Annotated in this window: 24 protein-coding genes; 9 read left to right on the forward strand and 15 right to left on the reverse strand. The window is 44.9% G+C overall.

What is annotated here, in order from left to right:
* Positions 1-10 precede the first annotated feature (10 nt).
* Positions 11-880: a Cof-type HAD-IIB family hydrolase gene (locus tag FJU10_RS04390; RefSeq protein ID WP_015510246.1), complete on the forward strand. Its 870-nt coding sequence runs from the start codon at positions 11-13 to the stop codon at positions 878-880.
* 39 nt (positions 881-919) lie between these two features.
* Positions 920-1,441 (forward strand): LURP-one-related/scramblase family protein, encoded by a 522-nt coding sequence (locus FJU10_RS04395; protein WP_005228514.1) that lies wholly within the window; start codon positions 920-922, stop codon positions 1,439-1,441.
* A 4-nt stretch (positions 1,442-1,445) separates the two neighbouring features.
* Here the strand turns inward: FJU10_RS04395 and FJU10_RS04400 are convergent, their stop codons facing one another.
* Positions 1,446-2,012, reverse strand: coding sequence for a GNAT family N-acetyltransferase (locus FJU10_RS04400; RefSeq protein WP_005228513.1), 567 nt, complete (start codon positions 2,010-2,012; stop codon positions 1,446-1,448).
* Between the two features lie 93 nt (positions 2,013-2,105).
* Positions 2,106-2,483, reverse strand: a complete 378-nt coding sequence (locus FJU10_RS04405) for a VOC family protein (protein WP_005228512.1) — start codon at positions 2,481-2,483, stop codon at positions 2,106-2,108.
* 136 nt (positions 2,484-2,619) lie between these two features.
* Here FJU10_RS04405 and nrdI point away from each other — a divergent pair, with 136 nt between their 5' ends.
* Positions 2,620-3,069, forward strand: coding sequence for a class Ib ribonucleoside-diphosphate reductase assembly flavoprotein NrdI (nrdI, locus tag FJU10_RS04410; protein ID WP_005228511.1), 450 nt, complete (start codon positions 2,620-2,622; stop codon positions 3,067-3,069).
* 41 nt (positions 3,070-3,110) lie between these two features.
* Positions 3,111-4,760 carry a MutS-related protein gene (locus tag FJU10_RS04415; RefSeq protein ID WP_140965254.1) on the forward strand — a complete coding sequence of 550 codons (1,650 nt, stop codon included), beginning with the start codon at positions 3,111-3,113 and terminating at the stop codon, positions 4,758-4,760.
* A gap of 67 nt (positions 4,761-4,827) precedes the next feature.
* Here the strand turns inward: FJU10_RS04415 and FJU10_RS04420 are convergent, their stop codons facing one another.
* The 5 genes from FJU10_RS04420 to FJU10_RS04440 form a co-directional block, all read right to left on the reverse strand.
* Positions 4,828-6,648: an LTA synthase family protein gene (locus FJU10_RS04420; protein WP_140965255.1), complete on the reverse strand. Its 1,821-nt coding sequence runs from the start codon at positions 6,646-6,648 to the stop codon at positions 4,828-4,830.
* A 192-nt stretch (positions 6,649-6,840) separates the two neighbouring features.
* Entirely contained in the window at positions 6,841-7,665 is an 825-nt protein-coding gene (gene nadE / locus FJU10_RS04425) for an ammonia-dependent NAD(+) synthetase (protein WP_140965256.1), read from the reverse strand.
* 62 nt (positions 7,666-7,727) lie between these two features.
* Positions 7,728-9,194 (reverse strand): nicotinate phosphoribosyltransferase, encoded by a 1,467-nt coding sequence (locus tag FJU10_RS04430; protein WP_140965257.1) that lies wholly within the window; start codon positions 9,192-9,194, stop codon positions 7,728-7,730.
* Positions 9,195-9,437: 243 nt separating this feature from the next.
* Positions 9,438-9,794: a DUF1827 family protein gene (locus FJU10_RS04435; protein ID WP_077451954.1), complete on the reverse strand. Its 357-nt coding sequence runs from the start codon at positions 9,792-9,794 to the stop codon at positions 9,438-9,440.
* On the reverse strand, positions 9,781-10,662 hold the full coding sequence (locus tag FJU10_RS04440; RefSeq protein ID WP_140965258.1) for an HAD-IIB family hydrolase: 882 nt from the start codon (positions 10,660-10,662) through the stop codon (positions 9,781-9,783). Before FJU10_RS04440 ends, FJU10_RS04435 begins: the two co-directional genes overlap by 14 nt.
* A 116-nt stretch (positions 10,663-10,778) precedes the next feature.
* Between FJU10_RS04440 and FJU10_RS04445 the strand changes: the two genes are divergently transcribed.
* Positions 10,779-11,552: a MerR family transcriptional regulator gene (locus tag FJU10_RS04445; protein WP_096741619.1), complete on the forward strand. Its 774-nt coding sequence runs from the start codon at positions 10,779-10,781 to the stop codon at positions 11,550-11,552.
* A gap of 60 nt (positions 11,553-11,612) precedes the next feature.
* Here the strand turns inward: FJU10_RS04445 and FJU10_RS04450 are convergent, their stop codons facing one another.
* On the reverse strand, positions 11,613-12,530 hold the full coding sequence (locus FJU10_RS04450; protein ID WP_081117944.1) for a LacI family DNA-binding transcriptional regulator: 918 nt from the start codon (positions 12,528-12,530) through the stop codon (positions 11,613-11,615).
* Positions 12,531-12,543: 13 nt separating this feature from the next.
* Positions 12,544-12,807: a hypothetical protein gene (locus FJU10_RS04455; RefSeq protein ID WP_005228502.1), complete on the reverse strand. Its 264-nt coding sequence runs from the start codon at positions 12,805-12,807 to the stop codon at positions 12,544-12,546.
* Positions 12,808-13,000: 193 nt separating this feature from the next.
* Between FJU10_RS04455 and FJU10_RS04460 the strand changes: the two genes are divergently transcribed.
* From FJU10_RS04460 to FJU10_RS04470, 3 genes are all read left to right on the forward strand, one after another.
* A complete protein-coding gene (locus FJU10_RS04460; RefSeq protein ID WP_077451962.1) occupies positions 13,001-13,249 on the forward strand; it encodes a helix-turn-helix domain-containing protein in 249 nt (82 codons plus the stop codon).
* 175 nt (positions 13,250-13,424) lie between these two features.
* Complete coding sequence (locus FJU10_RS04465; protein WP_005234114.1) at positions 13,425-14,360, forward strand: ABC transporter ATP-binding protein; 936 nt, start codon at positions 13,425-13,427, stop codon at positions 14,358-14,360.
* Positions 14,353-15,123: an ABC transporter permease gene (locus FJU10_RS04470; protein WP_005228499.1), complete on the forward strand. Its 771-nt coding sequence runs from the start codon at positions 14,353-14,355 to the stop codon at positions 15,121-15,123. The genes FJU10_RS04465 and FJU10_RS04470 overlap by 8 nt, the downstream gene beginning before the upstream one ends.
* Positions 15,124-15,175: 52 nt before the next feature.
* Here the strand turns inward: FJU10_RS04470 and FJU10_RS04475 are convergent, their stop codons facing one another.
* Positions 15,176-17,005 carry a glucose PTS transporter subunit IIA gene (locus tag FJU10_RS04475; RefSeq protein ID WP_140965259.1) on the reverse strand — a complete coding sequence of 610 codons (1,830 nt, stop codon included), beginning with the start codon at positions 17,003-17,005 and terminating at the stop codon, positions 15,176-15,178.
* A 290-nt stretch (positions 17,006-17,295) separates the two neighbouring features.
* On the opposite strand from FJU10_RS04475, the gene FJU10_RS04480 reads away from it, so the two are divergent.
* Positions 17,296-18,495, forward strand: a complete 1,200-nt coding sequence (locus FJU10_RS04480; protein WP_140965260.1) for an enolase C-terminal domain-like protein — start codon at positions 17,296-17,298, stop codon at positions 18,493-18,495.
* Between the two features lie 95 nt (positions 18,496-18,590).
* On the opposite strand, the gene FJU10_RS04485 is transcribed toward FJU10_RS04480, so the two are convergent.
* The 5 genes from FJU10_RS04485 to FJU10_RS04505 all read right to left on the reverse strand — a co-directional run bounded on the left by FJU10_RS04485 (position 18,591) and on the right by FJU10_RS04505 (position 23,840).
* Positions 18,591-19,298, reverse strand: coding sequence for a GntR family transcriptional regulator (locus FJU10_RS04485; protein WP_077451974.1), 708 nt, complete (start codon positions 19,296-19,298; stop codon positions 18,591-18,593).
* Positions 19,295-19,621: an MGMT family protein gene (locus FJU10_RS04490; RefSeq protein WP_008380664.1), complete on the reverse strand. Its 327-nt coding sequence runs from the start codon at positions 19,619-19,621 to the stop codon at positions 19,295-19,297. The genes FJU10_RS04485 and FJU10_RS04490 overlap by 4 nt, the downstream gene beginning before the upstream one ends.
* A 138-nt stretch (positions 19,622-19,759) precedes the next feature.
* Positions 19,760-21,148, reverse strand: a complete 1,389-nt coding sequence (gene uxaC / locus FJU10_RS04495) for a glucuronate isomerase (protein ID WP_140965261.1) — start codon at positions 21,146-21,148, stop codon at positions 19,760-19,762.
* Positions 21,149-21,164: 16 nt separating this feature from the next.
* Positions 21,165-22,241 (reverse strand): mannonate dehydratase, encoded by a 1,077-nt coding sequence (uxuA, locus tag FJU10_RS04500; protein ID WP_140965262.1) that lies wholly within the window; start codon positions 22,239-22,241, stop codon positions 21,165-21,167.
* Positions 22,242-22,244: 3 nt separating this feature from the next.
* Entirely contained in the window at positions 22,245-23,840 is a 1,596-nt protein-coding gene (locus FJU10_RS04505; protein ID WP_140965263.1) for a mannitol dehydrogenase family protein, read from the reverse strand.
* Between the last annotated feature and the right edge of the window lie 109 nt (positions 23,841-23,949).

Genomic DNA, 23,949 nt, shown 5'->3' on the forward strand with positions numbered 1-23,949 from the left:
GACGCTGACAATGATCAAATTAATTGCTTCTGATATGGATGGTACGCTTTTAAATGCTAGTATGCAGATTTCAGAAGAAAATATCCAAGCAATCAAATATGCCCAATCCAAAGGAATCGAATTTATGGTCGCAACTGGCCGTAACCGCAAAGAGGCTTTGCCGCCGCTGCAAGAAGCCGGGATCGACTGTGCAATGATCACCTTGAATGGTGCCCAAGTCTACGACGAAGCGGGCAATTCATTATTCACTGTGCCGATCAGCCATGAACAAACTCGTTCGTTGATCGACCTACTAAAAGAAAACGACATCTATTTTGAGATCTCAACAAGCAATGGGATCTATTCGGAAAGCCAAACACGTCGGATCGAAAATTTTGCGATCCACACGGCAGAAGCAATGCCCCATTTAACCCATAAGATGGCGATCGCTATGACAGCAGCCCGTTTGGAATTTTTACCGATCAATTATGTCGATGATTTCAGTGAGTTGTTTTCGATCGAAGAATTAGAATTTTTGAAAGTGATCTGCTTCCATCAAGATGGTGCGCGGGTATTGGGTCCTATCACGAAAATCATCGATGGGTACGGCGATTTAGTGGTGACTTCTTCTGGACAAAACAATATTGAGATCAACCACCGAAACGCGCAAAAAGGAATCGCAGTGGCGCATGTCGCTGAGGATCGGATGATCTCACTGGAGGAAGTGATGACGATCGGTGACAACTTAAATGATGTAAGTATGCTGCAACTGGCAGGCGTTAGTTTTGCAATGGGAAATGGCGAGCTAGAGGTAAAAGAAGCCGCGAAGTATTTGACAGACACCAATATTGAGTCTGGTGTCGGCAAAGCGATCGTTCGGGCAATTGATGAAAATCTTTAAATCACGCAGCTTTTTGGGGATACATGAGGAGGCGTAAGTATGTCAGAATTTTTCATCCAAGACAGACAACTTAGTAGAGTCACACGCACCATTGTCAAAGATGAAACAGGCAAATCACTGTTTTTAATGGTGGGCCGTTGGGGAACTAAGGGCGATGCTCTTTCCCTTTACCGCTTGAATGGGCAAATGGTCGCTAGTATCAAACAAATCAGTTTTACTTTTGGTACGCGCTTTGAGATCTACAAAGACTTTGAGAAAGTCGGTACACTGCAAAAAATCTTTAACTGGCCGGGTGATTTCTACTATATCCAGCAGCTTCACTGGGCGGTCCACGGCGATATCTACAATCATCGCTATGGGATCCATCATTTCAATAAAAAGATCATGGAAATGGATAAGGCGACCTTATTGACGGGGGATTATTATGTACTGGATGTCGTCGATGATCGGGATGCACCGGTCTGCATCTGTATCGCTGCCGTCATGGATTACTGGCTGTACAATCGGCACCGCAAGAAAGACCATCCTCTTGAGCTTCGACTAACAAATGGAACCAGCTGAAAAATCAGCTGGTTCTTTTTTGCATATGGTCGTATAGGTGGCCACTGATCTCTCTTTGGGCCACGACTTCAAAGCCATGCTTTTCATAGAGCCGCTTCGCATGGGGATTTGCTCGGTCAACACTCAAGCCGATCACCTCATAGCCATCTCTAGAAGCAATTTTCGGCAACGCTTCTAATAAGGCTGAGCCGACACCTTTACCGCGAAATTTCTCAGCCACACAGATGGTATCTAAGTACCATTCATTTGGTAAGGTTTCTTCATCGATAAACAGCTTCATGTCTTTACTCAAACCGTACTGTTCCAGCACTTTATCTAGAGGCTGATCGATCGTCGCCTCTTCTTTGTCTGGATATCCAAAGGCGACCCCAGCAACCTCCCCGTCGATCTCATTGACCAACGCACGGCGAAAGCCGTAACGATAGTCGGGTTCTAGCATGGCATCTGCCAAGATCTCTAAGGTCTTTGCTTCACCGATCTCTTTGACAAAGGGCAATTCCATATCCTTTAAAATGACTAAAACGAGTTCAGCCATGACAAAGCGATCTTCTTTTTTTGCAAATCTTATCACGTTTTCTCCTCCTTGCTTCTATACATAGAATAACAATTCTCTCAAGAAAAACCAAGTTGAATCGACAAAGGATCCACACAAAGTTTTCCTTATTTATTCATGCAATTCCAACGGCAAGCCGTCTGGATCTTGGAAAAAGGTCATTTTCTTATTCGTAAAGGTATCGAAACGAATCGGTTCACACGCAATTCCTTTGGCGGCTAACTTTGCCACGACTGCTTCAATATTTTCCACCGCAAATGCCAAATGCCGCAAGCCAGCTGCTTCGGGGAAACTTGGTCTTGCTGGTGGGTTTTCCACCACAAACAGTTCTATTTCTGATTCCCCAAAGCGCAGGTCGATTTTTACATCTTTCTTTTCTGGGCGCGCATGTTCACGAATCACTTCAAAGCCTAATTTCTCTACATAAAATTCTTTGGTCTGCTGGTAATCACTGGCGATGATCGCCACATGATGCATTTTTGAAAACATTATTGTCACTCCTTTGTATTGGACTCCTCTCTCAGTTTAAAGCCTTTGGCTGCATTTTACTAGAAAAGACTGCCGAAGTTCTCCTCTTTTCATAAATGGTTTCTGTTATACTAGAAAGCGGAAGGTGATGAAAAAAATGAAACTACTTTATATTTCAATCTCTGGAAATACTCGTGCATTCGTCAACCGCTTGTTGGCCTATGCGGATCAGCAAGACACTCCGAGTACTTGGGAAGCCAAAGAAATTCATGACAACAGTGTGTTTGAACAAGAAGACGAACCTTATGTGGTTTTTGTCCCTACCTATTTAGAAGGTGGAAATGGCGTCGATAACGGCGATCAGGAGATTCTCACAGAAACCATGCGGGAATACATTGACTATGAAAACAACGCAGCTCTTTGCTTAGGCGTGATCGGCAGTGGCAACAAAAACTTCAATTATCAATATTGCTTGACCGCAAAGCAATATGCGGAACAATTTTCGATCCCGTTCTTAGCGGATTTCGAGCTGCGAGGCACGACCCAAGATATTGAACGGATCTATGCTTGTTTGAAAGAAATCGATCCTGCCCACAGCAACACTTAACTTTAGCCAGCATTCATTAGCCATTAGGAGGACTTTTGCATATGGAACCACAAACGATGGTCATTTTGATCATACTCGCCAGCATTCTCATCTTGACCGCACTAGATATCTGGAATCGATACAAAGTACGCCGTTACGTTCGGCTTGCTTGGGGAAAGCTTCCCCGTCAGCCCCGCTTTGATAAAGAAGCGAGTTTGAAAAAGGCTTGGCTGACTGAGAAGAAGTTTCACGATTTTGATAGTGAGATCGATGACATCACTTGGTATGACTTGGATGGCTTTTCGTTGTTTGAGTCCATTAATCTGACGTTTTCTAGTGTTGGGTCAGAAGCATTGTACCAGCAATTACGCAATTTTCGCTTCAAGACGGACAAACAGCTGACCAAATTGATCGACTTTTTTGCTGCTGACAGTGCCGCACGCGAACAATCCCAATATACGTTTGCTCGTTTAGGAAAACAAGATGATAATTTTTCGAAAGCCTACTTGGCCAATGAAGCGGCGCAATCCATCGGTTCTCTGCCTTTCTTTGTCTTTTTAGGTTTGCTGCCGTTAGTCGGCATCTTGCTGCTCCTGCTGGGGTTTGTCCAAGGCATCCTGTTGACGTTGGTTAGTGTCGTTTTCAATACGATCTATTACTCCATCAAAAAAGCCAAGCTGGAAACAGAACTGAACAGTATGCGTTATTTGGTTCAAACGATTGCCTGTGGCAGTCAGATTGCTAAAATCAACACACCCCTCCAAGATGAGATCAAACAATCCTTGGCACCATTAAAGAAGATTACTCGTTTCGCTTTCTCATTTCGTGCCAAAAACGGCAGCGAAGGAGACATGTTGTTTGAATACATCAATATCATTTTTATGCTGCCGTTTATTTCCTATCAAACGGTCACCACTACTCTGTCCAAACACCAACAAGCAGCCATCGATCTGTGGAATTTGCTGGGAAAATTGGAAGTCGCAGCTGCCATTTTAAATTTTCGCACGTATATGCCCATCACTTGCCTACCGACCTTCCAAACAAGCGGAGGTGTAGAAGCAACGGGTACGTATCATCCCCTTCTGAGTGAAGCAGTCATGAATGATGTCACTTGGACCCACAATACCCTTGTAACTGGCTCCAATGCCTCAGGCAAATCGACGTATGTCAAAAGTGTCGCCATCAACTGTATTTTGGCACAAACGATCCAGACAGCAGTAGCTGAAACCTTTACGATGGTTCCTGGTCACGTTATTACCTCGATGGCTGTCGAAGATGATTTATTTGAAGGCGACAGCTATTTCGTGGCGGAGATCAAATCCATCAAACGCCTGCTAGATACCGTTGCCACGAAACAGCGCTGCTACTGTTTTGTTGATGAGATTTTAAAAGGAACCAATACGGTGGAACGAATCGCTTCTTCTGCCAGCATCATCCATTGGTTGCGAGCCTACCCATCATTGGCCTTTGTCGCTACTCATGATATTGAGCTGACTGAAATTTTGAAAAATGATTGCCGCAACATTCATTTTTCTGAACAAGTCACGGAAGATGACGGCATCTCCTTTGATTATAAGGTCAAATCCGGTCCTGCCTTGAGCCGCAACGCGATCGCCCTCTTAAAAGTCATGGGCTACCCTGAAACGATCGTTCAAGACGCCTACTACGCCGCCAATGATTTTGATCAAAATCGTAAATGGCAGGAATTATAACTTCACACAAACAAAAGCGCCTTATCCCAGTGTCAGTCACAGGATAAGGCGCTATTTTATGTTTCATTTAGTCAAACAAACCAGTCGTTAAACTGTATTGCTCTCCTTGTAGCACATCATATTGGATCAAACTATAGGCATCATAGATTTCTTGGGCTTCTTGATCCAACGCAAGAGTCGTCTGCCATTGTCCCTCTTGATAATATTGACCCAGTTCAAAAGCCGGCAATTCATCTTGCAAGGCCAACAACAACTGGTAAAACCCGCTGGTTGGTTGATCACTGGCTTCTAATAGGTTCGGTGCAAAATAAAAAGGACTTGTTACTGGTACATCTTCTGGCGCAAAATTCCCTTGCGAATCAACCATCAAAAACTCGGTTTCATGCAGGGCAGCCGTTTCATTTTGATCCTTGATTTCATCGGCATAAATGCCTGGTAAATGATCGCCCCAAAAGACGACCAGCGTTCGCCGATCCAGCTGCTCTAATTCAGCCACAAAGTTTTTCAACGCTGTACTGCTATAAGAGATATCCTGCAGGTAGTTTTCCAAAGAAGCCATATTGCCAGGACCGCTCGCTTGGTAATTCAACGTATCGTATTTGCCAGCATAGGGCATATGGGTCTGCATCGTCACTAAATGGACAAATTGCGGTTGCTGATCGTTTTCCAACAATGCCAGCACTTCTTTGTAGGCCGCCTCATCAGAGATGTAAGGATTATTTTCGATTTTGTCGGTATAGGTCATCGTATCTTGATCGATAAACTGTTCAAACCCCATCACCCCATAGACATCCTTGCGTTTGTACATTGATGTATCGTAAGGATGGATCGCCGTTGCCGTATACCCTGATTGTTCCAAGAAAGAAACCAAGGATGGCAGTTGCGTCAATTTCGGCACCAGCATCGTGTAAGGCGTTGTCATTTGCGGATTCAATAGGCCCATGGCAAAACCAGTCAACGCTTCAAATTCGATGTTTGCCGTACCGCCCCCATAATTTTGCGAAAGCATTTTTCCACTGATGGTTTGATCGGCGACGTGGTAATAGTCTTTCAACGGATCGCCGGTGATCGACAAGCCATTTAAATGGCTCGGGTCGGAAAAGCTCTCACTCATCACATAAACGATATTTGGTGCTTCACTTTCACGGTCTTGGTTTTTCTCCGCCGCCTGTGCATTGTAGGTGTCCGCAATCGCTTGGATCGCTTCTTTTGAATACCCCTCAGGCTTCGTCATGGCATCTACCCGCAAGTTGTACAAAAAACCACCGATAAATCCCGTATTGTAATAGTTCATTTTTTGTGAATAAGGAATCCAAAGTGCGGTCTGATTGTAGGCTGTGCGTAAAAGGTTGTTGCTGTCGTTGAAGTGAGAAACATAGACTAAGCCTAGCGAGCATACGACCAGCACTGCCCCTCGCATCACTTGCAAACGCCGGTTTAATTTGCGGCTGCGATAGATACTCCAGCCGATCGCTCCGATCGCCGCCAGAGCGAAGAGGATGGCTAAGAAAAAGGCGCCATTGCCGATCATAGTTCGTAGAAGGTCGAATTGAGTGACCATCTTTAAATCATCGGGATAGATTGGTTCTTGGCGATAGACCATCTTCGTGTGGTTGGCATATCCTAAGATTCCGATGACGACACTATAAAAGATGCCCCCGATCAGTACCGAACCTGCCAAGCTGGCAAACACCCCATACACCAGCAGTAACACCCCACAAGCCAAGAAAAACTTTGCTGTATGCCACGAAAAGGCAAATTTCAAGGCTAATTCAACGGAAAGATTGTTTTGACACCATTGCAAATATAAATTACTGAAAATGATCAACAGGACGATGGCGATGCCTTTTAATGCGATCTTCAGATAAGGATGGCTATTTATTTTCACGAAGGAACATTCCTCCTTTTCTACACGTTCTAGGTACCCCCGTATTTTATGCTTTCAGGACAAGAAAGTAAAGCCAGGGCAAGAAGCTTTTGTTATTTTTAAAGAAAGCAACCCTCATATAAAAAGAGTCTAAGGTTTCTTGCCCCCTAGACTCTTCTTTCTATCTGAATGGAACGGAATCACTGGTTTCGTTTATTTCCAAAAATCGTCAAAAATCGTGACTGGCAAGTGGCGTTTGTGTTGCGTTTTGTTCCACCAGTTTTCAATGGTTTGTTGGGCTTCATCCGCAATTTCCTTGCCTTCTAAATAGTCATCGATGTCGTTGTAGGTCACTCCTAAAGCTGCTTCATCTGCCACTAAAGGTTTGCCATCTTCCAAGTCCGCAGTTGGGACTTTTGTATACAACGCTTCTGGCGCGCCTAAGTATTGCAAGAGTTGACGACCTTGGCGTTTGTTCAAACGAAACAGTGGTAAGATATCGGCACCGCCATCGCCGTATTTCGTAAAGAAGCCGGTGATATTTTCCGCAGCATGATCTGTTCCCAGAACAGCCCCTGCTTTTTCACCCGCAATGGCATATTGTGTGATCATCCGTTGACGGGCTTTGATATTGCCTTTATTAAAGTCAGAAACCGCTAAGCCTGCTTCTTCCACCGCTTGCACTTGGGCATCGACGGCGGCTTTGATGTTTACCCGCAGCTCAATATCTGGTTTGATAAATTCAATGGCTTTTTTGGCATCTTCTTCATCTGCTTGTTCCCCATAAGGTAAGCGTACCCCTATGAACTGATAGTTGGGATTCCCGGTTTCGCTACGCATTTCCTCCATCGTCAATTGCGCGATTCGGCCGGCTAACGTCGAATCTTGTCCACCACTGATCCCCAAGACAAACGTATGCAAGAACGGATTCTTTTGCAGATACGCCTTTAAAAAATCAATACTCTTACGAACTTCTTCTTTCGGGTCGATGGTCGGTAAGACTCCTAATTCTTTGATAATTTCTTGTTGCATGGTCATAGAAACGCCTCCTCTTATTTTTTGAAGCAGCTGACTGATCTTAGGACCAGCGCAGTTGCGGATTACAAAATCGCGCCATTGGTCTGTTTGCGTACTTTTTCAATCGTGCGCATTTTATGATCCCAGCATTCTTGCGAGAGATCGACTGGGTATTTCTGTGGATTCAAATCACGTTTGTACTCATCCCAAAGGGAATCCAAGCAATTCGTCGCATAGGCTTTGACGTGTTCTAAGTCAGGCACTTGATACACTTGCTGGCCATCTACAAAGATGTCTTGCAACAATGGTCGCGCATCAAAGTCCGTCACTGTTTTGTTGATAAAAGTGTGAACAGGATGGAACATGAACAGTTCGTCTGCTGCTTGGGGATTTTCTTCCCATAACGTGACATAATCGCCTTCGGACTTGCCGTCCGATTTACGGGTGATCCGCCAGACTTGTTTTTTCCCAGGGGTCGAAACCTTTTCGGCATTGCTGGATAATTTGATGGTGTCGATCATTTCTCCCTGCTCATTTTCGATGGCAACCAGTTTATAAACCGCACCTAATGCCGGTTGATCGTAAGCGGTGATCAGCTTGGTGCCGAAACCCCACACATCGATTTTAGCCTTTTGCATTTTCAAGCTTAGAATCGTATTTTCATCTAGATCATTGGAAGCATAGACTTTGGCTTCCGTGAATCCCGCTTCATCCAGCTGTTCACGGACTTTTTTCGAGATATACGCCATATCGCCGCTGTCGATCCGCACACCTAAGAAATTGATTTTATCCCCCATCTCTTTGGCCACACGAATCGCATTTGGCACACCTAAACGCAATGTATCATAGGTATCGACTAAGAATACGCAATCTTTGTGGGTTTGGGCATATGCCATAAATGCATCATAGTCGTTGCCGTAGGATTGCACGAGGGAATGGGCATGGGTTCCGCTGGCTGGGATGCCAAAAATCTTCCCTGCTCGCACATTACTCGTCGCATCCGCTCCGCCAATATAGGCCGCTCGAGTCCCCCAAATGGCTGCATCCAATTCTTGTGCCCGCCGTGAACCAAATTCCAACAAGGGATCCGTGCCGATCACGGATTTGATGCGGGCAGCTTTCGTGGCGATCAAGGTTTGGAAATTGACCATATTTAGTAACGCCGTTTCGATCAGCTGCGCTTGTGCCAACGGCCCTTCTACTTGAATGATCGGTTCATTGTTGAAGACCAAATCGCCTTCTAACGCTGAACGAACGGTACAAGCAAACTTGAACTCTTTTAGATACTCTAAAAAGGCTTCTGGGTAGCCGCCGATTTCTCGCAAGTAGGCAATATCCGTTTCTGAAAAGGATAAATCGTTCAAATAATCGATCAATCGTTCCAGACCGGCAAAGATCGCATAGCCGTTTTCAAAAGGCATGTCACGGAAATAGCATTCAAACACCGCATTACGATCGGCTCTGCCTAACTCCCAATAGGTTTGCATCATGTTGATTTGGTAGAGATCGGTGTGTAGCGTCAAGCTGTCATCTTTAAATAATTTCTGCATGTTCTTACTCCCTCTAGCTTACTTCTTCTCATTATAGCAAAAAAAACACAAAAGACAGAAAATCTTGTTTTTTCAAAAAAAAGTTGGGTTTTTGCCAGTACAAGACAATCCACCTGAGAACAAATTGCTCAAAGCATGGGTCAACCTCCTACTTATTGCGCATTATTTACGCGCTCGTATAAGGTCGCCCCTTTGTTCAACGTTTGATTACTCTTGCAACGTGCATGTCCCAACTTCTTTCAACTAGTGTTCTTTCACAGGCAATTGAACAAGAATGACATCTTTTCTCGGTTTAGAAAAGGTAATGCCTCTTGCTTCCATTTCTTTACGAATATTAACATTGACGGTCACGTCTTTGCGATCGACCTTCAGCAAACGATGAATCGCTGTGTCGACTTCTTCCCGACTGATTTTCTTTTTATTGTTGATCAATACTAAAGAAATCGTATCAAAACTATCCACATAGAGAATCTGCGTCCGATCAAGCGAGTACAATTTATAGTATTTGATCGCTATTTTGTCGAATAGGTACTTGGAGATGTTCGGGTAAAAAGTTTCCATATTTAGATTTTGGTTTACTGGGGTTTCAATCAACTTCATGCACAACATCCTCTCTCGAAACTAATTCTGTTAAAATAAAGCGGCCAACACCGCCGTCTTCCGCGCGCTCAATGGTTCGATCACAAACTGCTTTGATCGCTGGGCTGGCATTTGCTACAGCCAAAGAAACATCCACCGCTTCAAACATCGCAAGGTCATTTTCACCATCACCGATCCCGTAGCTTTTGGCAGCGGGAAAAGCTTCTAAGAAGGAACGGATCGCGGCACCTTTGGTCGCCAATGGATCAACGATCTCCAATGTTTGGACAAAGGATTGAAAAATCGCAGCCGTTTCTGATTGGATCATCGCCCGCAGCCGTTCTCTTTTTTCGTCTGACGCTTCCATCAGTTCGATTTTGATGACCTTTATCTCTGGATGTTCCTTCATAAACTGCAGCACGTCGTCTTTATGAAGACATTCGTTGTAAAAGAACTCATATTTGTAGTCAGCGATGATTTGTCCTCGCTCCCCTAACTCCGCGAGTAACTGCTTACGGCTTTCTTGAAATTGCGCTTCATACAAATGCGCTTGTGGGGAAATGATGCCATGGTCAGTATGTAAGAAATAAAAAACCTCTTCTGTCTCTAAGATACCAATCACTTGTGCCAATGTCTTATAGGGTAAGGTATGCGTCAAAACAGGCGCTTCTCCTTTTATCATCAGACCGGCGCCGTTTCCGAAAATCACATCGCAGGAAAGGCCTTCTTCCGCCATCATATCTTGAACAAGCTCAAATCCTCGCCCTGTGACAAACACAAAGTGATCCCCTTGGGCTTGCAAACAACGGATGGCTTCTTTATTGATCTCATGAATCGGGTGCCCCATTTCTTGAAACGTCCCATCAATATCAGAAAAAACTATTTGCATCTTATCTTCCTTTCTTTGTTATAATTATAGCACATTTTAAAAAAACGCAAAAAAAATTTTCTTGACTTTGTCGTTACGTCAACCTTTAGGATACAGGTGTAAGGAGGGAAAAGCCGATGGAATATACGATCAGTGCCTTAGCCAAACTGTCAGGAGTCAGCAGTCGTACCCTGCGGTATTATGATCAGATCAAGTTGTTACAACCGCAACGCACCAACTCAGCTGGTTACCGTATCTACGGGAGGCAGGAAGTCGATCGCCTGCAGCAGATTTTGTATTTTAAGTCTTTTGGGCTGTCATTAGAAACGATCCGCGGAATCTTGGATGAGCCGCAAGCATCGATCCAAACGGTCTTGTTGCAGCATTACCAACAGCTTTTACAAGAACGAGCAGCCCTGGACAGTCTTTTGACCACCTTAGCGCAAACAATTGATTATTATGAAGGAGAAAAGACCATGACCGATCAAGAGAAATTCAGTTATTTTAAGGAACAAAAAATTCGTGAAAACGAAGCGAACTACGGTGCCGAATTACGAGAAGCCTACGGTGAGGAAATCATCGAACAAAGCAACCAAAAGTGGCAGCAGATGACCCAAGTCGATTATCAAGCACTGACCGACAACGAAAACCGCTTATTGCAGCTGATAAAAGAGCTGTTGAATGAAAAGGAAGGGAAACGAATCCCTTCTGACAAAGCCCAAATGGCTTTTGCTGCGCATCAAGCATGGCTCAAACAAGCAGCGCCCTTTTACTCAGCAGAATATCACCGATCTTTAGGGGAAATGTACGTTCAAGACGAGCGTTTTACCGCCTATTACGATCAAAAAGCGGGTGTCGGCAGCGCCCAGCTGTTGAAACAGATCATTGACCATTACACCAAATCCCATTAAAAAAACGATGCGCAAGCACTGCCCGCTCAGGGGCTTTGTTTGCGCATCGTTTCGTCTATGCTATCGTTTGATGAACTCATAGGGCATGCGATAGTTGCCGCTTTTTTCCATTATCGCCAATTGGACGGCAGTCTCCCCGCAAGCTTGCAAGTGATGATCGATCGTTGAAAGCTGCAGCAGCTCGCTGATGTATAAATTGTCCCGTCCAATCACAAGCCATTCTCCCGGCGCCTGCGACTGGATCCCAGCTGCAACATGATCCCCATTGGTGAAGATCGCTTCGACCCCTTTATCTGCAAAATAAGCAGCTGCTTCTTTGCCATCTTCTTCCGTCAAACAATCCCAAAAGATCAAGTCTTCGGAAAAGGTCGGAAAATAGTCATGAGCCAAACGGACCGTGATTTTTGAATTGCTGCTTAGCTTACGGCTACGTCCCAATGTCACGCCGATTTTCTGGATACCTTGTTCCTTAAAATACGTAAAGACTTCTTTGATCGATTCCTCTCGATCGATATAGGTGCAGCCGTCAGTCAAATACGGGATATTCTCACAAAAGACGATGCGACCGTAAGAACGATAAGGCAATAAGGTTTCGATCGGATTCGCCCGCGAGGCAATGATCAAGGCATCAAAGCTTTTCGCCGCAAATTCTTGCAAATACGCTTCCTCTACTTGCGGATCATAGTTCGTGGCTAAAAGCGTCACCTTATAACCCCGGGCAAACGCTGCTGTCGTGATGCCGCTCAACAAGCGATCGAAGTACGGATGATTGACAAATGGCAGAATCACACCAATATTTTTGGTTTTGCCAACACTCAATGCCCGTGCCGTGTAATTCGGAATATAGTTGACCTCTTCCATGACAGCCAGGATCTTACGACGCTTTTCTTCACTGACATACGGATTGTTGTTAATGACTCGTGAAACTGTGGAGACCGAATAACCGGTCAAGCGTGCAATATCCCGAATGTTTGCCATGACTCACTGCTCCTTAAACGAATAATTGTTCTTTCATATAGTCTATCACACTTAACCCACATGTATAAAATTCATAGTAATCATTGTGATGAATAAAACCGATCCGCTGAGAACCGAAGTGTTCATCACATGTCAAATGACTGATCTCATCCACCGGAATTTCTACCAAGCGTTCTTGAAAGAACCCTTTTGGTTTCGTCAATACCAATTGTTGTCCATCAAAAGCCAACGTTACATAACAACATTCCGCACCATTTTTCTTCATGTACGTATTCATCTTTTCATCCCGCCTTCCTTTTTATGAATCAAGCATACTGTATGAAACGCGTCTCAGAGCAAGTCATTTGTTTCACTTTTTACAAAAACCGATCGACCTTCATGTGAATTACTTCGCATATTTTGCTTTTGTTGGTACAATAAAAAGAGAACAGTGCGAAAGGAAGCGCGATTTTTTTAAGGAGGACCGCAAAGTGACATTAGAAGAAGCTTTTTTATTAGACACCTTGCGATGCCGCTTCAAATTTTTAAGAGAAGAACGCGGATTGAGCCCAAAAGAAGTATGCCAGCATCTCGATGTGCCTTACCCCGATTACACCTTATACGAAGCAGGCGATCGCTTACCCGATGTATTGACGCTGCTACACGCAGCTTCCCTCTATAATGTCTCTGTCGATTACTTACTAGGACAGACAGAACGACCAGAACGGTATTTATGCTAACAATCGACTTTATCGAAAAAACGATCAAACGGTCGTTTTTTCTTTTGTCTCTTTCCCACTTTTAATCAATTAGCAACAATCGTTATCTAATCGAATGAAAAAATCAAAACATGCGGTTCTTCTTGAAAAAAAATGATAGAATAAACCATCATACATAGAAGGAGTTCAAATAAACATGACCTATGCACTAGAACTAACCGATTTACGCAAAGTCTATGCTACCGGCGTTGAAGCGTTGCGGGGCATAAATTTGACGGTGGAAGAAGGCGACTTTTATGCCTTGTTAGGCCCAAACGGCGCTGGAAAGTCCACCACCATCGGCATTATCACCTCTCTTGTCAATAAATCTTCCGGAAGCGTCAAAGTCTTCGGCTACGATTTAGACAAAGAATTGGTCCAAGTCAAACAACAGATTGGTCTGGTTCCCCAAGAATTCAATTTCAATCCCTTTGAAACGGTCCAGCAGATCGTGGTCAATCAAGCCGGGTATTATGGTGTCCCCCGTAACGAAGCCATCAAGCGCAGCGAAAAATACTTGAAGCAGTCGAATTTGTGGGAAAAACGCAATGTTCGTGCGCGGATGCTGTCGGGCGGGATGAAACGCCGTTTGATGATTGCCCGTGCCCTGATGCATGAACCACGGCTATTGATTTTGGATGAACCGACGGCAGGTGTCGATATCGAATTGCGTCGGGAAATGTGGAGCTTTTTGCGGGAGCTGAACCAAAATGGCACAACGATCATTTTGACGACCCATTATTTAGAAGAGGCGGAAATGCTTTGCCGCAACATCGGGATCATTCAATCTGGTGAACTGATCGAAAACACCAGTATGAAATCTTTGTTAGCAAAACTGCAATTTGAAACCTTTCTTTTTGATATCGCACCGATCAAACAAGCCCCAACGATCACTGGATATCCGATCCAAATGGAAGATGAACAGACCATCGCCGTTGAAGTCGCTCGAGACCAAGGCGTCAACGATCTTTTTGCTCAATTCAGCCAGCAAGGGATCAATGTCCTCTCCATGCGCAACAAATCCAATCGCTTGGAAGAACTATTTTTGAAAATCACCGAAGAAGCACACGAAGCGGAGGAAAACCATGTTTAGTCTTTATTTTACAGCCTTAAAAAGTTTAGCGGTCAAAGAGACCAACCGCTATTTACGGATTTGGGTGCAGACCCTCGTCCCACCCGTCATCACTACTTCCTTATACTTTATTATCTTTGGGAAAATGATCGGCAGCCGTATCGGCGAAATGGGCGGCTTTTCTTATATGGAATTTATCGTTCCTGGGCTGATCATGATGTCGACGATCACCAGTTCATACTCTAATGTGTCTTCTTCCTTCTTTTCACAGAAGTTTCAAAAAAACATTGAGGAACTCTTAGTGGCTCCGGTCCCTACCCACGTCATCATTTGGGGCTTTGTCTTTGGCGGACTTGGCCGTAGTATCTTGGTGGGCACATTGGTGACCATCATTTCCCTTTTCTTCGTGCCATTACATGTGTATTCTTGGGTCATCGTTGTTTTAACCCTAGTCATGACCGCCATCTTATTTTCATTAGCAGGGTTGCTAAATGGGATCTTCGCCCAATCCTTTGACGATGTTTCCATCGTGCCAACCTTTGTTTTACAACCATTGACCTATCTTGGAGGCGTCTTTTACTCCATCAGCATGCTACCGCCGATTTGGCAAACGATCTCCAAAGTCAACCCGATCGTGTATATGATCTCTGGTTTCCGCTACGGCTTTTTAGGCACCATCGATGTCCCAATTTTCCTATCCATCGGTATTTTGGTCTTGTTCATTGTTGTCTTATACAGCGTATGCTGGTACTTGATCCAAAAAGGCCGCGGGCTGCGTAGTTAATTGCAAAGAAAAAAGATGAACTTCGTTAACGAAGCTCATCTTTTTTCTTTTATTAGGCATTCAAAACGACTTTTTCCAGTAATGCACCGGCTTGGTGTCTGCCTTCTAAATCAGTACTTCCAGAAAATTGCTGCACGCGATCCATGTTGGTGATAAAAACGATCACCATGGTTTCTTTGCCTTGCTGCTTGATATAAGGCAGATCCATTTGTGCCAGTTTGGTTTGCGGAGTGACTTGCTCCCCAACTTGGACAAAGACATCAAAGCCTTGACCGCCAAGGGAAACTGTATCGATCCCCATATGCACAAGAACTTCCACGCCGTTTTGGGTTTTGATCCCAACGGCATGTTTTGAAGGGAACACAGTGGTCACTTCGCCACTGACTGGTGCAAAGATTTGGCCATCTTGTGACTCGATGGCATAGCCTTCTCCCATCATTTTCGTTGAAAAAACTTCATCTGGTACATCTTCTAATGGGACATATTCTCCATGAGTCACGGCATGCAGATCCACTTCGTTGGTGTAACGATCGCCTTCTGCTGCTTGAGTTGGTACTAAGAACCAGCTCATTGCGAAGGATAAGCCGATTGCCAAGATGATCCCTAAAACGGCATAGATAAAGTATTCCCCAATATAGGCTGGCAAACTAAAGATACTTGAAAGAATGTACCCATAAATACGAACACCGAAGAAACTGATGAAAGCAGAAGCCACAGAACTACCAACTGTTGCTGCGATAAAGGCTTTTTTATACTTCGACAAAATCCCGAATAACGCAGGTTCTGTAATCCCTAACAAGCCAGAAACAGCCGAAGATAGAATGATCGATTTTTCTTCTTTGGTTTTGACTTTGAAATAGATAGCTGCTGTTGCGCCGGTGATTGCCATATTTGCCATAAACATCATTGGCATCAGCATGTCATACCCTTGATTGGCGAAGTTTTGCAAAGCGATCGGGGTCATGGCATGGTGCAGTCCCGTGAAGATTGCAATTGGTCGAATCGCCCCTACCACGATTCCTGCTAGGACAGGCGAGATAGTGAATAACCCAGCCACGCCAGCAGCCAGTAAGTTTCCTAGATGGATACTGATTGGGCCAATGACCGTTAATGTCAGAATACCAGCGACAAACAACGAAATCGTCGGTGTAAACACGGTACGCAGCACTTGTGGTAAGAGTTTATCGACCCAACGATAAATATAACTGAGCGCCAGCACGGCAAAGATAATGGGAATCACTGTCCCTGCATAGTTAAAGACGGGTACTGGCAGTACGCCGAACAAGCGAAAGGCGGAAATGCTTCCTTCGGCTACCGCATTGGTCATCGTCGGAAATTGCAGCGTTGCCGCGATTGCGATCGCTAAATATTGATTGGTTTTAAAAATCCGAGCGGCTGAGGCAGCAACAAAAAATGGCAAGAATGTGAATACGCCGCTCGCGATCATGTCGATCACTAAATAGGTATCTGTTTGATTAGAGATGACATTCAAAGCCACCAATCCAGCCATCAATCCTTTGATCATTCCTGCACCAGCGATAGCTGGAACGATCGGACCAAAAACGCCAGAAACGGTATCCATAAATAAGGAGACCGCCCCTTTTTTCTCTGATGTTTCCCCTTGGTTCGCTTCATCAAGACCTAATTCTTTGGCTAAAGGTGCATAATAATCAGCAACATCTGTTCCTATCACTACTTGCAGCTGATTGCTTTGATATTTTGTTCCTACGACTTTGGGTGTTTTTTCTAACGCCGCATAGTCGACTTTTTTCTCATCCTTTAAATCAAAACGCAAGCGAGTCATACAGTGCCATGCATTGTTGATATTGTCTGATCCGCCAACATCTTTAATGATCTGTTTTACGATGTCTTCTTTGGTCATCTTTCTTTCCCCCTGTTGTTTGCTAACGGTCCTGATCCTTTTGACGGGCGCCCTTTCAGGTGTTTCCGTTTTCACACACATAGTAGCATGCTCACACAGACTTGTAAAACCAGTCCTTTTTTTATAAAAACAGAATAAAAACGCTATATATCAACGTTTTATTATAAAACAGTCAAAAATTGGACTGGTTTTATGGTGTATATCCAGTTTTTATTAGACCAAATTGACAGCGGTTGCCAAGCATGTTTCAATGGCTATAGCAACTAGAGACAAAAATTGGAGTGAATGAAATGACACCAACGATCATCACCGACGTCAAAGCCTTTGCGATCAAACCTGATCGTCATAACCTTGTTGTCGTTAAAGTAGAAACGAACAAAGGCGTATCTGGGTTAGGTTGCGCAACCTTCCAGTTTCGCCCACTAGCCGTAAAAACCGTCGTTGACGAGTATTTACGCCCCCTCTTACTTGGCCGCGATGCCAATCAAATCGAAGATCTTTGGCAAGTGATGAATGTCAATTCTTACTGGCGGAATGGTCCAATCACCAACAATGCCATCTCAGGAGTCGACATGGCTTTGTGGGACATCAAGGGACAATTAGCCGGCATGCCATTGTATCAACTGTTAGGTGGAAAAGCACGTACGGCGATTCCCGCCTATACCCATGCCGTGGCAGATAATCTCGAAGACCTTTACCAAGAAATCGATCGCTTCTTGGCTGAGGGGTATCGCTATATCCGTTGCCAATTAGGCTTTTATGGTGGAAATCCTAGCCAACTGCAAACACCCGATCAGCCCATCGCTGGTTCCTATTTTGATCAAACAGACTACATGGACACAACACTGAAGATGTTTGCTGCGATTCAAGAACGATACGGCAATCAATTCCAAATGCTGCATGACGTGCATGAACGGCTGCATCCAAACCAAGCGATTCAATTTGCAAAAGCCGCTGAACCTTTTAATCTCTTTTTCCTCGAAGATATTTTGCCGCCGGATCAAAACAAGTGGTTGCAGCAACTCCGCAGCCAGTCGGTGACCCCGATCGCGACCGGCGAATTGTTCAATAATCCGATGGAATGGCAAGAGCTAGTCAAAAATCAACAGATCGACTTTATGCGTGCCCATGTCTCGCAAATCGGTGGGATCACGCCAGCATTGAAATTGGCTCACTTCTGCGATGCGATGGGCATTCGGATCGCTTGGCACACGCCGTCTGATATCAGCCCTGTCGGCTTAGCCGTCAACACCCATCTAAATATCCATCTCCACAATGCCGCGATCCAAGAAACGATTGCGATCCCAGCAAATACCCAATCGGTCTTTGGTGGCAGTCCCCAACCAAAAAATGGCTATTTTTATCCCATCGAGAAAAGTGGGATCGGGATCACGTTTGATGAAGCAGCAGCTGCGGAATTCCCTGTGGTGTACCGTCCTCATGAATGGACCCAGAGCCGTACACCAGACGGCACATTGATCACTCCTTAAGCAAAACAAAAGACATCCCCTGTCCAACCGACAGGGGATGTCTTTTGTTCTCTGTGGGTAAAGACGACGCAACTGGCACCGTTGCTTTCCCAAAATCAATCGATGCGTGAGCGATGGATCTCACGGTCAAAGGGACGGATGTAGGTCACGGCATAATCAATGGCAACGATATTACTGAACTCATACACGCGACCGTCTTCTAAAATCGCCCTATTGCTGATCTGCATTGCTGGCGTCCCCCGCTTGCACAATAAAATGCCGGATTGCGCGGTCGATGTGGTGATGGGAGTATAGCTGGTGATGTAGTGGGAAATGCGGTACCCGCAGCTTTCGACATAGCGTTGGATCGAGTGCTCCACGATTTCTTGTGTCAATTCGGGAAATAGGCTGACAGGCAATTTAGAGGTTTCCAGCTGTTCGATTTTGTAATTAACGATCCGCACTCGTTCAAAGGTCCAGACCTCCTCGTCTGGGCCTATTTGGAAAATCTGCTGTTCATCCAACGTTGCTGCCGCCCTATTCAAGGAAATCATTTTGGAGCGGATTCGGTCATAAGGGGTGCGGGTCAAGGAATTAAAGATCATTGGGTTTTTGACCCATTTTTCATGGATAAAAATCCCTGAACCTTGTACCACTTTGACGATCCCGATCTCTTCAAGGTTTTTGATTGCTTGCTGGATCGTAAACCGAGAAACGCCATAGGTTTGCGCAAGGGTTCTTTGGTTGGGTAGTTTGCCGGCAGAAAATTCTTCCTGATAGATTTTACTCAACAGATCTTGTACGATAAATTCACGTTTTTTCATAACGGCTCCTTCATTTGAGCGGGAGCGATCTCGCTCATGGACCAACTGCAAGCCTTCATATCGATACGACCACTGGCTTTGAAGACCACCCCTTCATCGACGAGTGCTGCTTTTCGCACATTGGCGGTAGGACCAACTAAGACGCCATCTGCCCGCACGACTCGATGGGCAGGGACATCCTGAGGGCTCAAGCGCATCGCTCGACCGACTGCCCGCGCACCGTTGATTTGTCCCAATTTCCATGCGATCTGACTATAGGAGACGACTTTACCAAAAGGGATCTGCCGCGCCAGCGCATAGACTTCTTCATAGAATGGATTCATACTGTTCGCTCCTTCTTTGATCTTTCTATCATAGTACTGGATTCCCTACCAATAGTAAATGAACAGACGCAACTTTAACAATAGCCATACAAACACTCGATTCCTTCTCTAGCAAGCCAAGAACGAATCGAGTAGTCATTAGTTTGGAAAATCAAAGTAGGTTTTCGCATTATGATAGGAGATGTCTGCGACGATCTGCCCTAAATACATTTCATCTGCTGGCAGTTGACCGTCTTCCACCCATTCACTGATCACCTGACACAAAATCCGCCGGAAATACTCGTGGCGTGGGTAAGACAAAAAGCTGCGGGAATCCGTCAGCATGCCGACGAAGTTTCCGAGAATTCCGCCTTCTGCTAGGGTCGTCAACTGATGCCGCATGCCAGAATACGTATCATTGAACCACCAAGCAGAGCCTAATTGCAGCTTGCCTTTGCTTTCTTCTTGGAACGCCCCCATCAGCGCAGTCAACACTGGATAATCTTTGGGGTTCAGTGAATACAAAATCGTCTTCGGCAGTAAGCTTTCCGCCTGAAGCTGCGCCAATGTCCGACTTAAGCCCCTCGCTAGACGATCGTCTCCCATCGCATCACCACCGCTATCAGGCCCTAGTTGTTGGAAAAGCTTTTGACTGTTGTTGCGAGTCGCCATCAGATGCAATTGCGCGGTCCAGCCTTGCTTTGCGTATTGGCGCATCAAGTCAATCAGCAAACCGGTTTGAAACTGTCTGATTTCTTCATTAGTCAGTGTCTCAGTGGTCAAACGCTTTTGAAAAATCGCTTCAAGTGCAGCGACATCATAAGCTTCCTCTCCAAGACATGACAGACTGTGATCTGCTAAACGACAGCCCTGTTGCTGGAAGTAAGAAATACGTACGGTCAATGCTTCAACTAGCGTTTGATAGCTAGTGATCTCTTTACTCGCAGCTGCAGCCAATTGCTTAAGGTATGCTGAAAATTCTGGATTCTGCAGATTGATTGCTTTGTCAGGACGAAAGGTAGGATACACGGCAAAGGATTCTTCTGCCAGCTTTTGATGATACGTCAACGAATCAATGGGATCATCCGTCGTACAGATCACCTCAACGGCCATCTTTTTGATCAGTCCTCGTGGTGAAAATTCCTTCGTCTGCAGCTGTTGATTGGCTTTTTCCCAAATGCTTGCTGCATTGGCTAGTGTCAACCGCTCATCAATACCAAAGATTCGTTTCAATTCCAAATTGGTCCAGACATATAAGGGATTGCCAATGCAAGCCTCCAAGGTCTGCGCCCAAGCACAGAATTTTTCGTAGTCGTCAGCATCGCCAGTGATCAATGATTCCGCAACACCATTGGCTCGCATCAAGCGCCATTTGTAATGGTCTTCCGCCAGCCACGCTTGGGTGAGATTGGTGAAGTTTTGGTTTTCGAAAATCTCTTTCGGATCTAAATGGCAATGGTAATCAATGATCGGCTGCTTTTTTGCATACTCATGGTATAACTGTTTGGCAAAGCTGTTTTTCAAAATAAAATCATCAGTTAAAAACATTTCTTCGCTCCTTTTCTTAACGCCCCACGCTCTTGTCAATGGCTTCCCACAACCCTAATAAGTAAGAAGCGCCGATCGCCCGATCATACAAGCCATAGCCTGGACGTCCCGTCTCTCCCCAGATCATTCGCCCATGATCTGGTCGAATATAGCCGTCAAAGCCATTTTTGTACATCGCTTCTAGGATTTGATACATGTCTAACGAACCTTCAGAGGAGAGATGCGGTGCTTCATAAAAGTCTTTGTCATTACCCAAGTATTGAATGTTACGAACATGGGCAAAAGGAATCCGGTCCCGGCGACAAAACTCAGCCAAAATCTCATAGACATTATTGTCTGGGTCTTCGGCGATACTGCCAGTACAAAGTGTGATCCCATTTGACGGACTGTCGACCACGTTGCAGACCCAATCCAAATCATCGCGGTTTTTAACGATACGCGGCAGACCAAAAATCGAATAGGGGGGATCATCTGGATGAACAGCCATCTTGATGCCGACCTCTTCACAGGTGGGAATGATGGCTTTTAGGAAGTAAGCAAAGTTTTCTCTTAATTTGTCATCATCGACATCCTTATACGCAGCAAACAATTCTTTGACATGTGCCAAACGTTCTGGTTCCCAGCCTGGCAAGGTATAGCCAGAGCTTGACTCCTCAACTTCTTTGACGATCTCTTCTGGGTCTTTGTCAATCCCTGCTTTTTCAAATGCCATCGTAGAAGAACCGTCGGCTAAGCGATAATCGAGATCCGTTTTGATCCAATCAAAAATCGGCATAAAATTATAGCAGATCACTTCGATCCCATATGCTGCCAAATTTCGAATCGTTTCTTTGTAGTTTTCGATATACAGGTCTCTCGAAGGCAAGCCAATCTTTATGTCATCATGAATATTGACACTTTCGATCACCTTGAGGGAAAGTCCAGCTGCTTCGACTTCTTCCACGAGCGCCTTGATCAGTTCTTTCGGCCAAACTGCCCCAGCAGGCAAATCAAAGAGTGTACCGACGATGCCTTTCATCCCAGGAATTTGCCGGATATCTGCTAACTTGATTTTATCGTATTCTTTTCCATACCAACGAAATGTCATTTCCATTTTTTATTCGATCCCTTCTACTGTTTCATGTAATGTTTTACGAACTGCGCCGGTTCCTGTTAGCATCTTAGCGAACAAGTGACCCACGTTTTCAGCGATCCCTGCTTGATAGAGATCCAAACCAAAAATCTGCGGATTTGCTAGGATTGGTCGAATGATCCCTTGAACATCGGCGGCTGTCCCTAACTGACACTCCCATAAAATCTCTTGTAATTCTGCTAAGAGGGGATCAGGACTTGGGCCAAATGGATGGCCTTCATCATCGATCGCTAATAGATAACGCAACCAGCCTGCAATCGCTAAGGGAATGAAAGTCAGCTCAGAAGCCGAGCCTTCTTTTTCCACATACTTTTTGATGGTTTCGCCAAAACGGATGGCGATTTTCTGTGAGGTATCTGCGGCGATCCGCTGTGGGGTATCAGGAATCAGCGGATTGGGTAAACGAAGACCAACCACCTCATCGATAAATTTCTTTGGCTGAATGATCTCAGGATCTTCCACTACCGGCAAGCCTTCACGATAGCCGATTCCTTTGATCAAAGCAACAATATCAGGATCGGACATTTCCGCAGCAATGGATGTATAACCGAGTAAACAGCCGAACAAACTCATTGCGGTATGCAGTGGATTCAAACAAGTTGTGACTTTCATACTATCGGTTTTGTCGACGATCTCTCGACTCGTCAAGATCACCCCCGCTTTATCTAAATTCGGGCGACCGTTCGGGAAATCATCTTCAATCACCAAGTAATGAGTCGCCTCTGTGTTAGCAAACGGAGCGATATTCGTTCCTTTATCGGTCCGGATGACTGGCAGCTGCTCGATCCCAGCTGCTGCTAAATCTTCTGCAACTGCTGTTGAAGGATTTGGCGTGATCCGATCGATCATTGACCACGGAAACGTCACCTGCGCGTTGTTTTCTAAGTATCGGACAAACGCTTCTGAAACATGCCCCAGCTTTTGCCATTCTTTTGCAATGGTGACAATCGCCGTTTGGAAACGGAGCCCATTTTGCGAAAAATTATCGGTGGAAACCATAGCGATCGGAAGTGCCCCTGATTGAAAACGATCCCATAAAAAGCTAGCCAAAATGCTCATTGTATGGTTGACCTGATGGGGACCCGCAGTGAGATCCGCTTGGACAACAGGTAAAAAATTCCCCTGACTGTCTTTTAAGCCATAGCCTTTTTCTGTGATCGTTACGGTAACCAACTGTAGTGACGGCTCACGAAATACTTTGCGTATTTGCTTATAACTCGCAGCACGGGAAGGATGGCAATAATAACTAGCCGCCGTTGACTGGAGCAATTTTTTCTCCAGCCGTCCCCCTTCGTGCATGATCACTTCTAAAATATCATTCTCGTAAGGGGCATATACTTGATCAATCACCTGTTCATCAAAGGTTTCACAAACTACGATTCCTTTTGTCAGCGCTTGTTGATCGATCAACGTTTGGGCTACTTCTGCGTGAAATGCCCGATACAAATTTCCCCCACCAAAGTGTAGCCATTGAAACTGAGTATCTGATTGATCCGTCACTTCTTTGGGAACGATCGGCATCGTAACTCCTGCCTGCTTCAAGGCAGCAAAATCAAACATCCTACTTCCTCCTTTTCCTTCAAACTGATATATTAGTATTCTAGTTCACTCTATACTGAATTGCAAGCCTTTACAAAAGGTTATTCAACTTATATACTAGTTTTATTAC

The sequence above is a fragment of the Enterococcus sp. OL5 genome (assembly GCF_006491895.1).
In the GTDB taxonomy this organism is placed as follows: Bacteria; Bacillota; Bacilli; order Lactobacillales; family Enterococcaceae; genus Enterococcus_D; species Enterococcus_D innesii.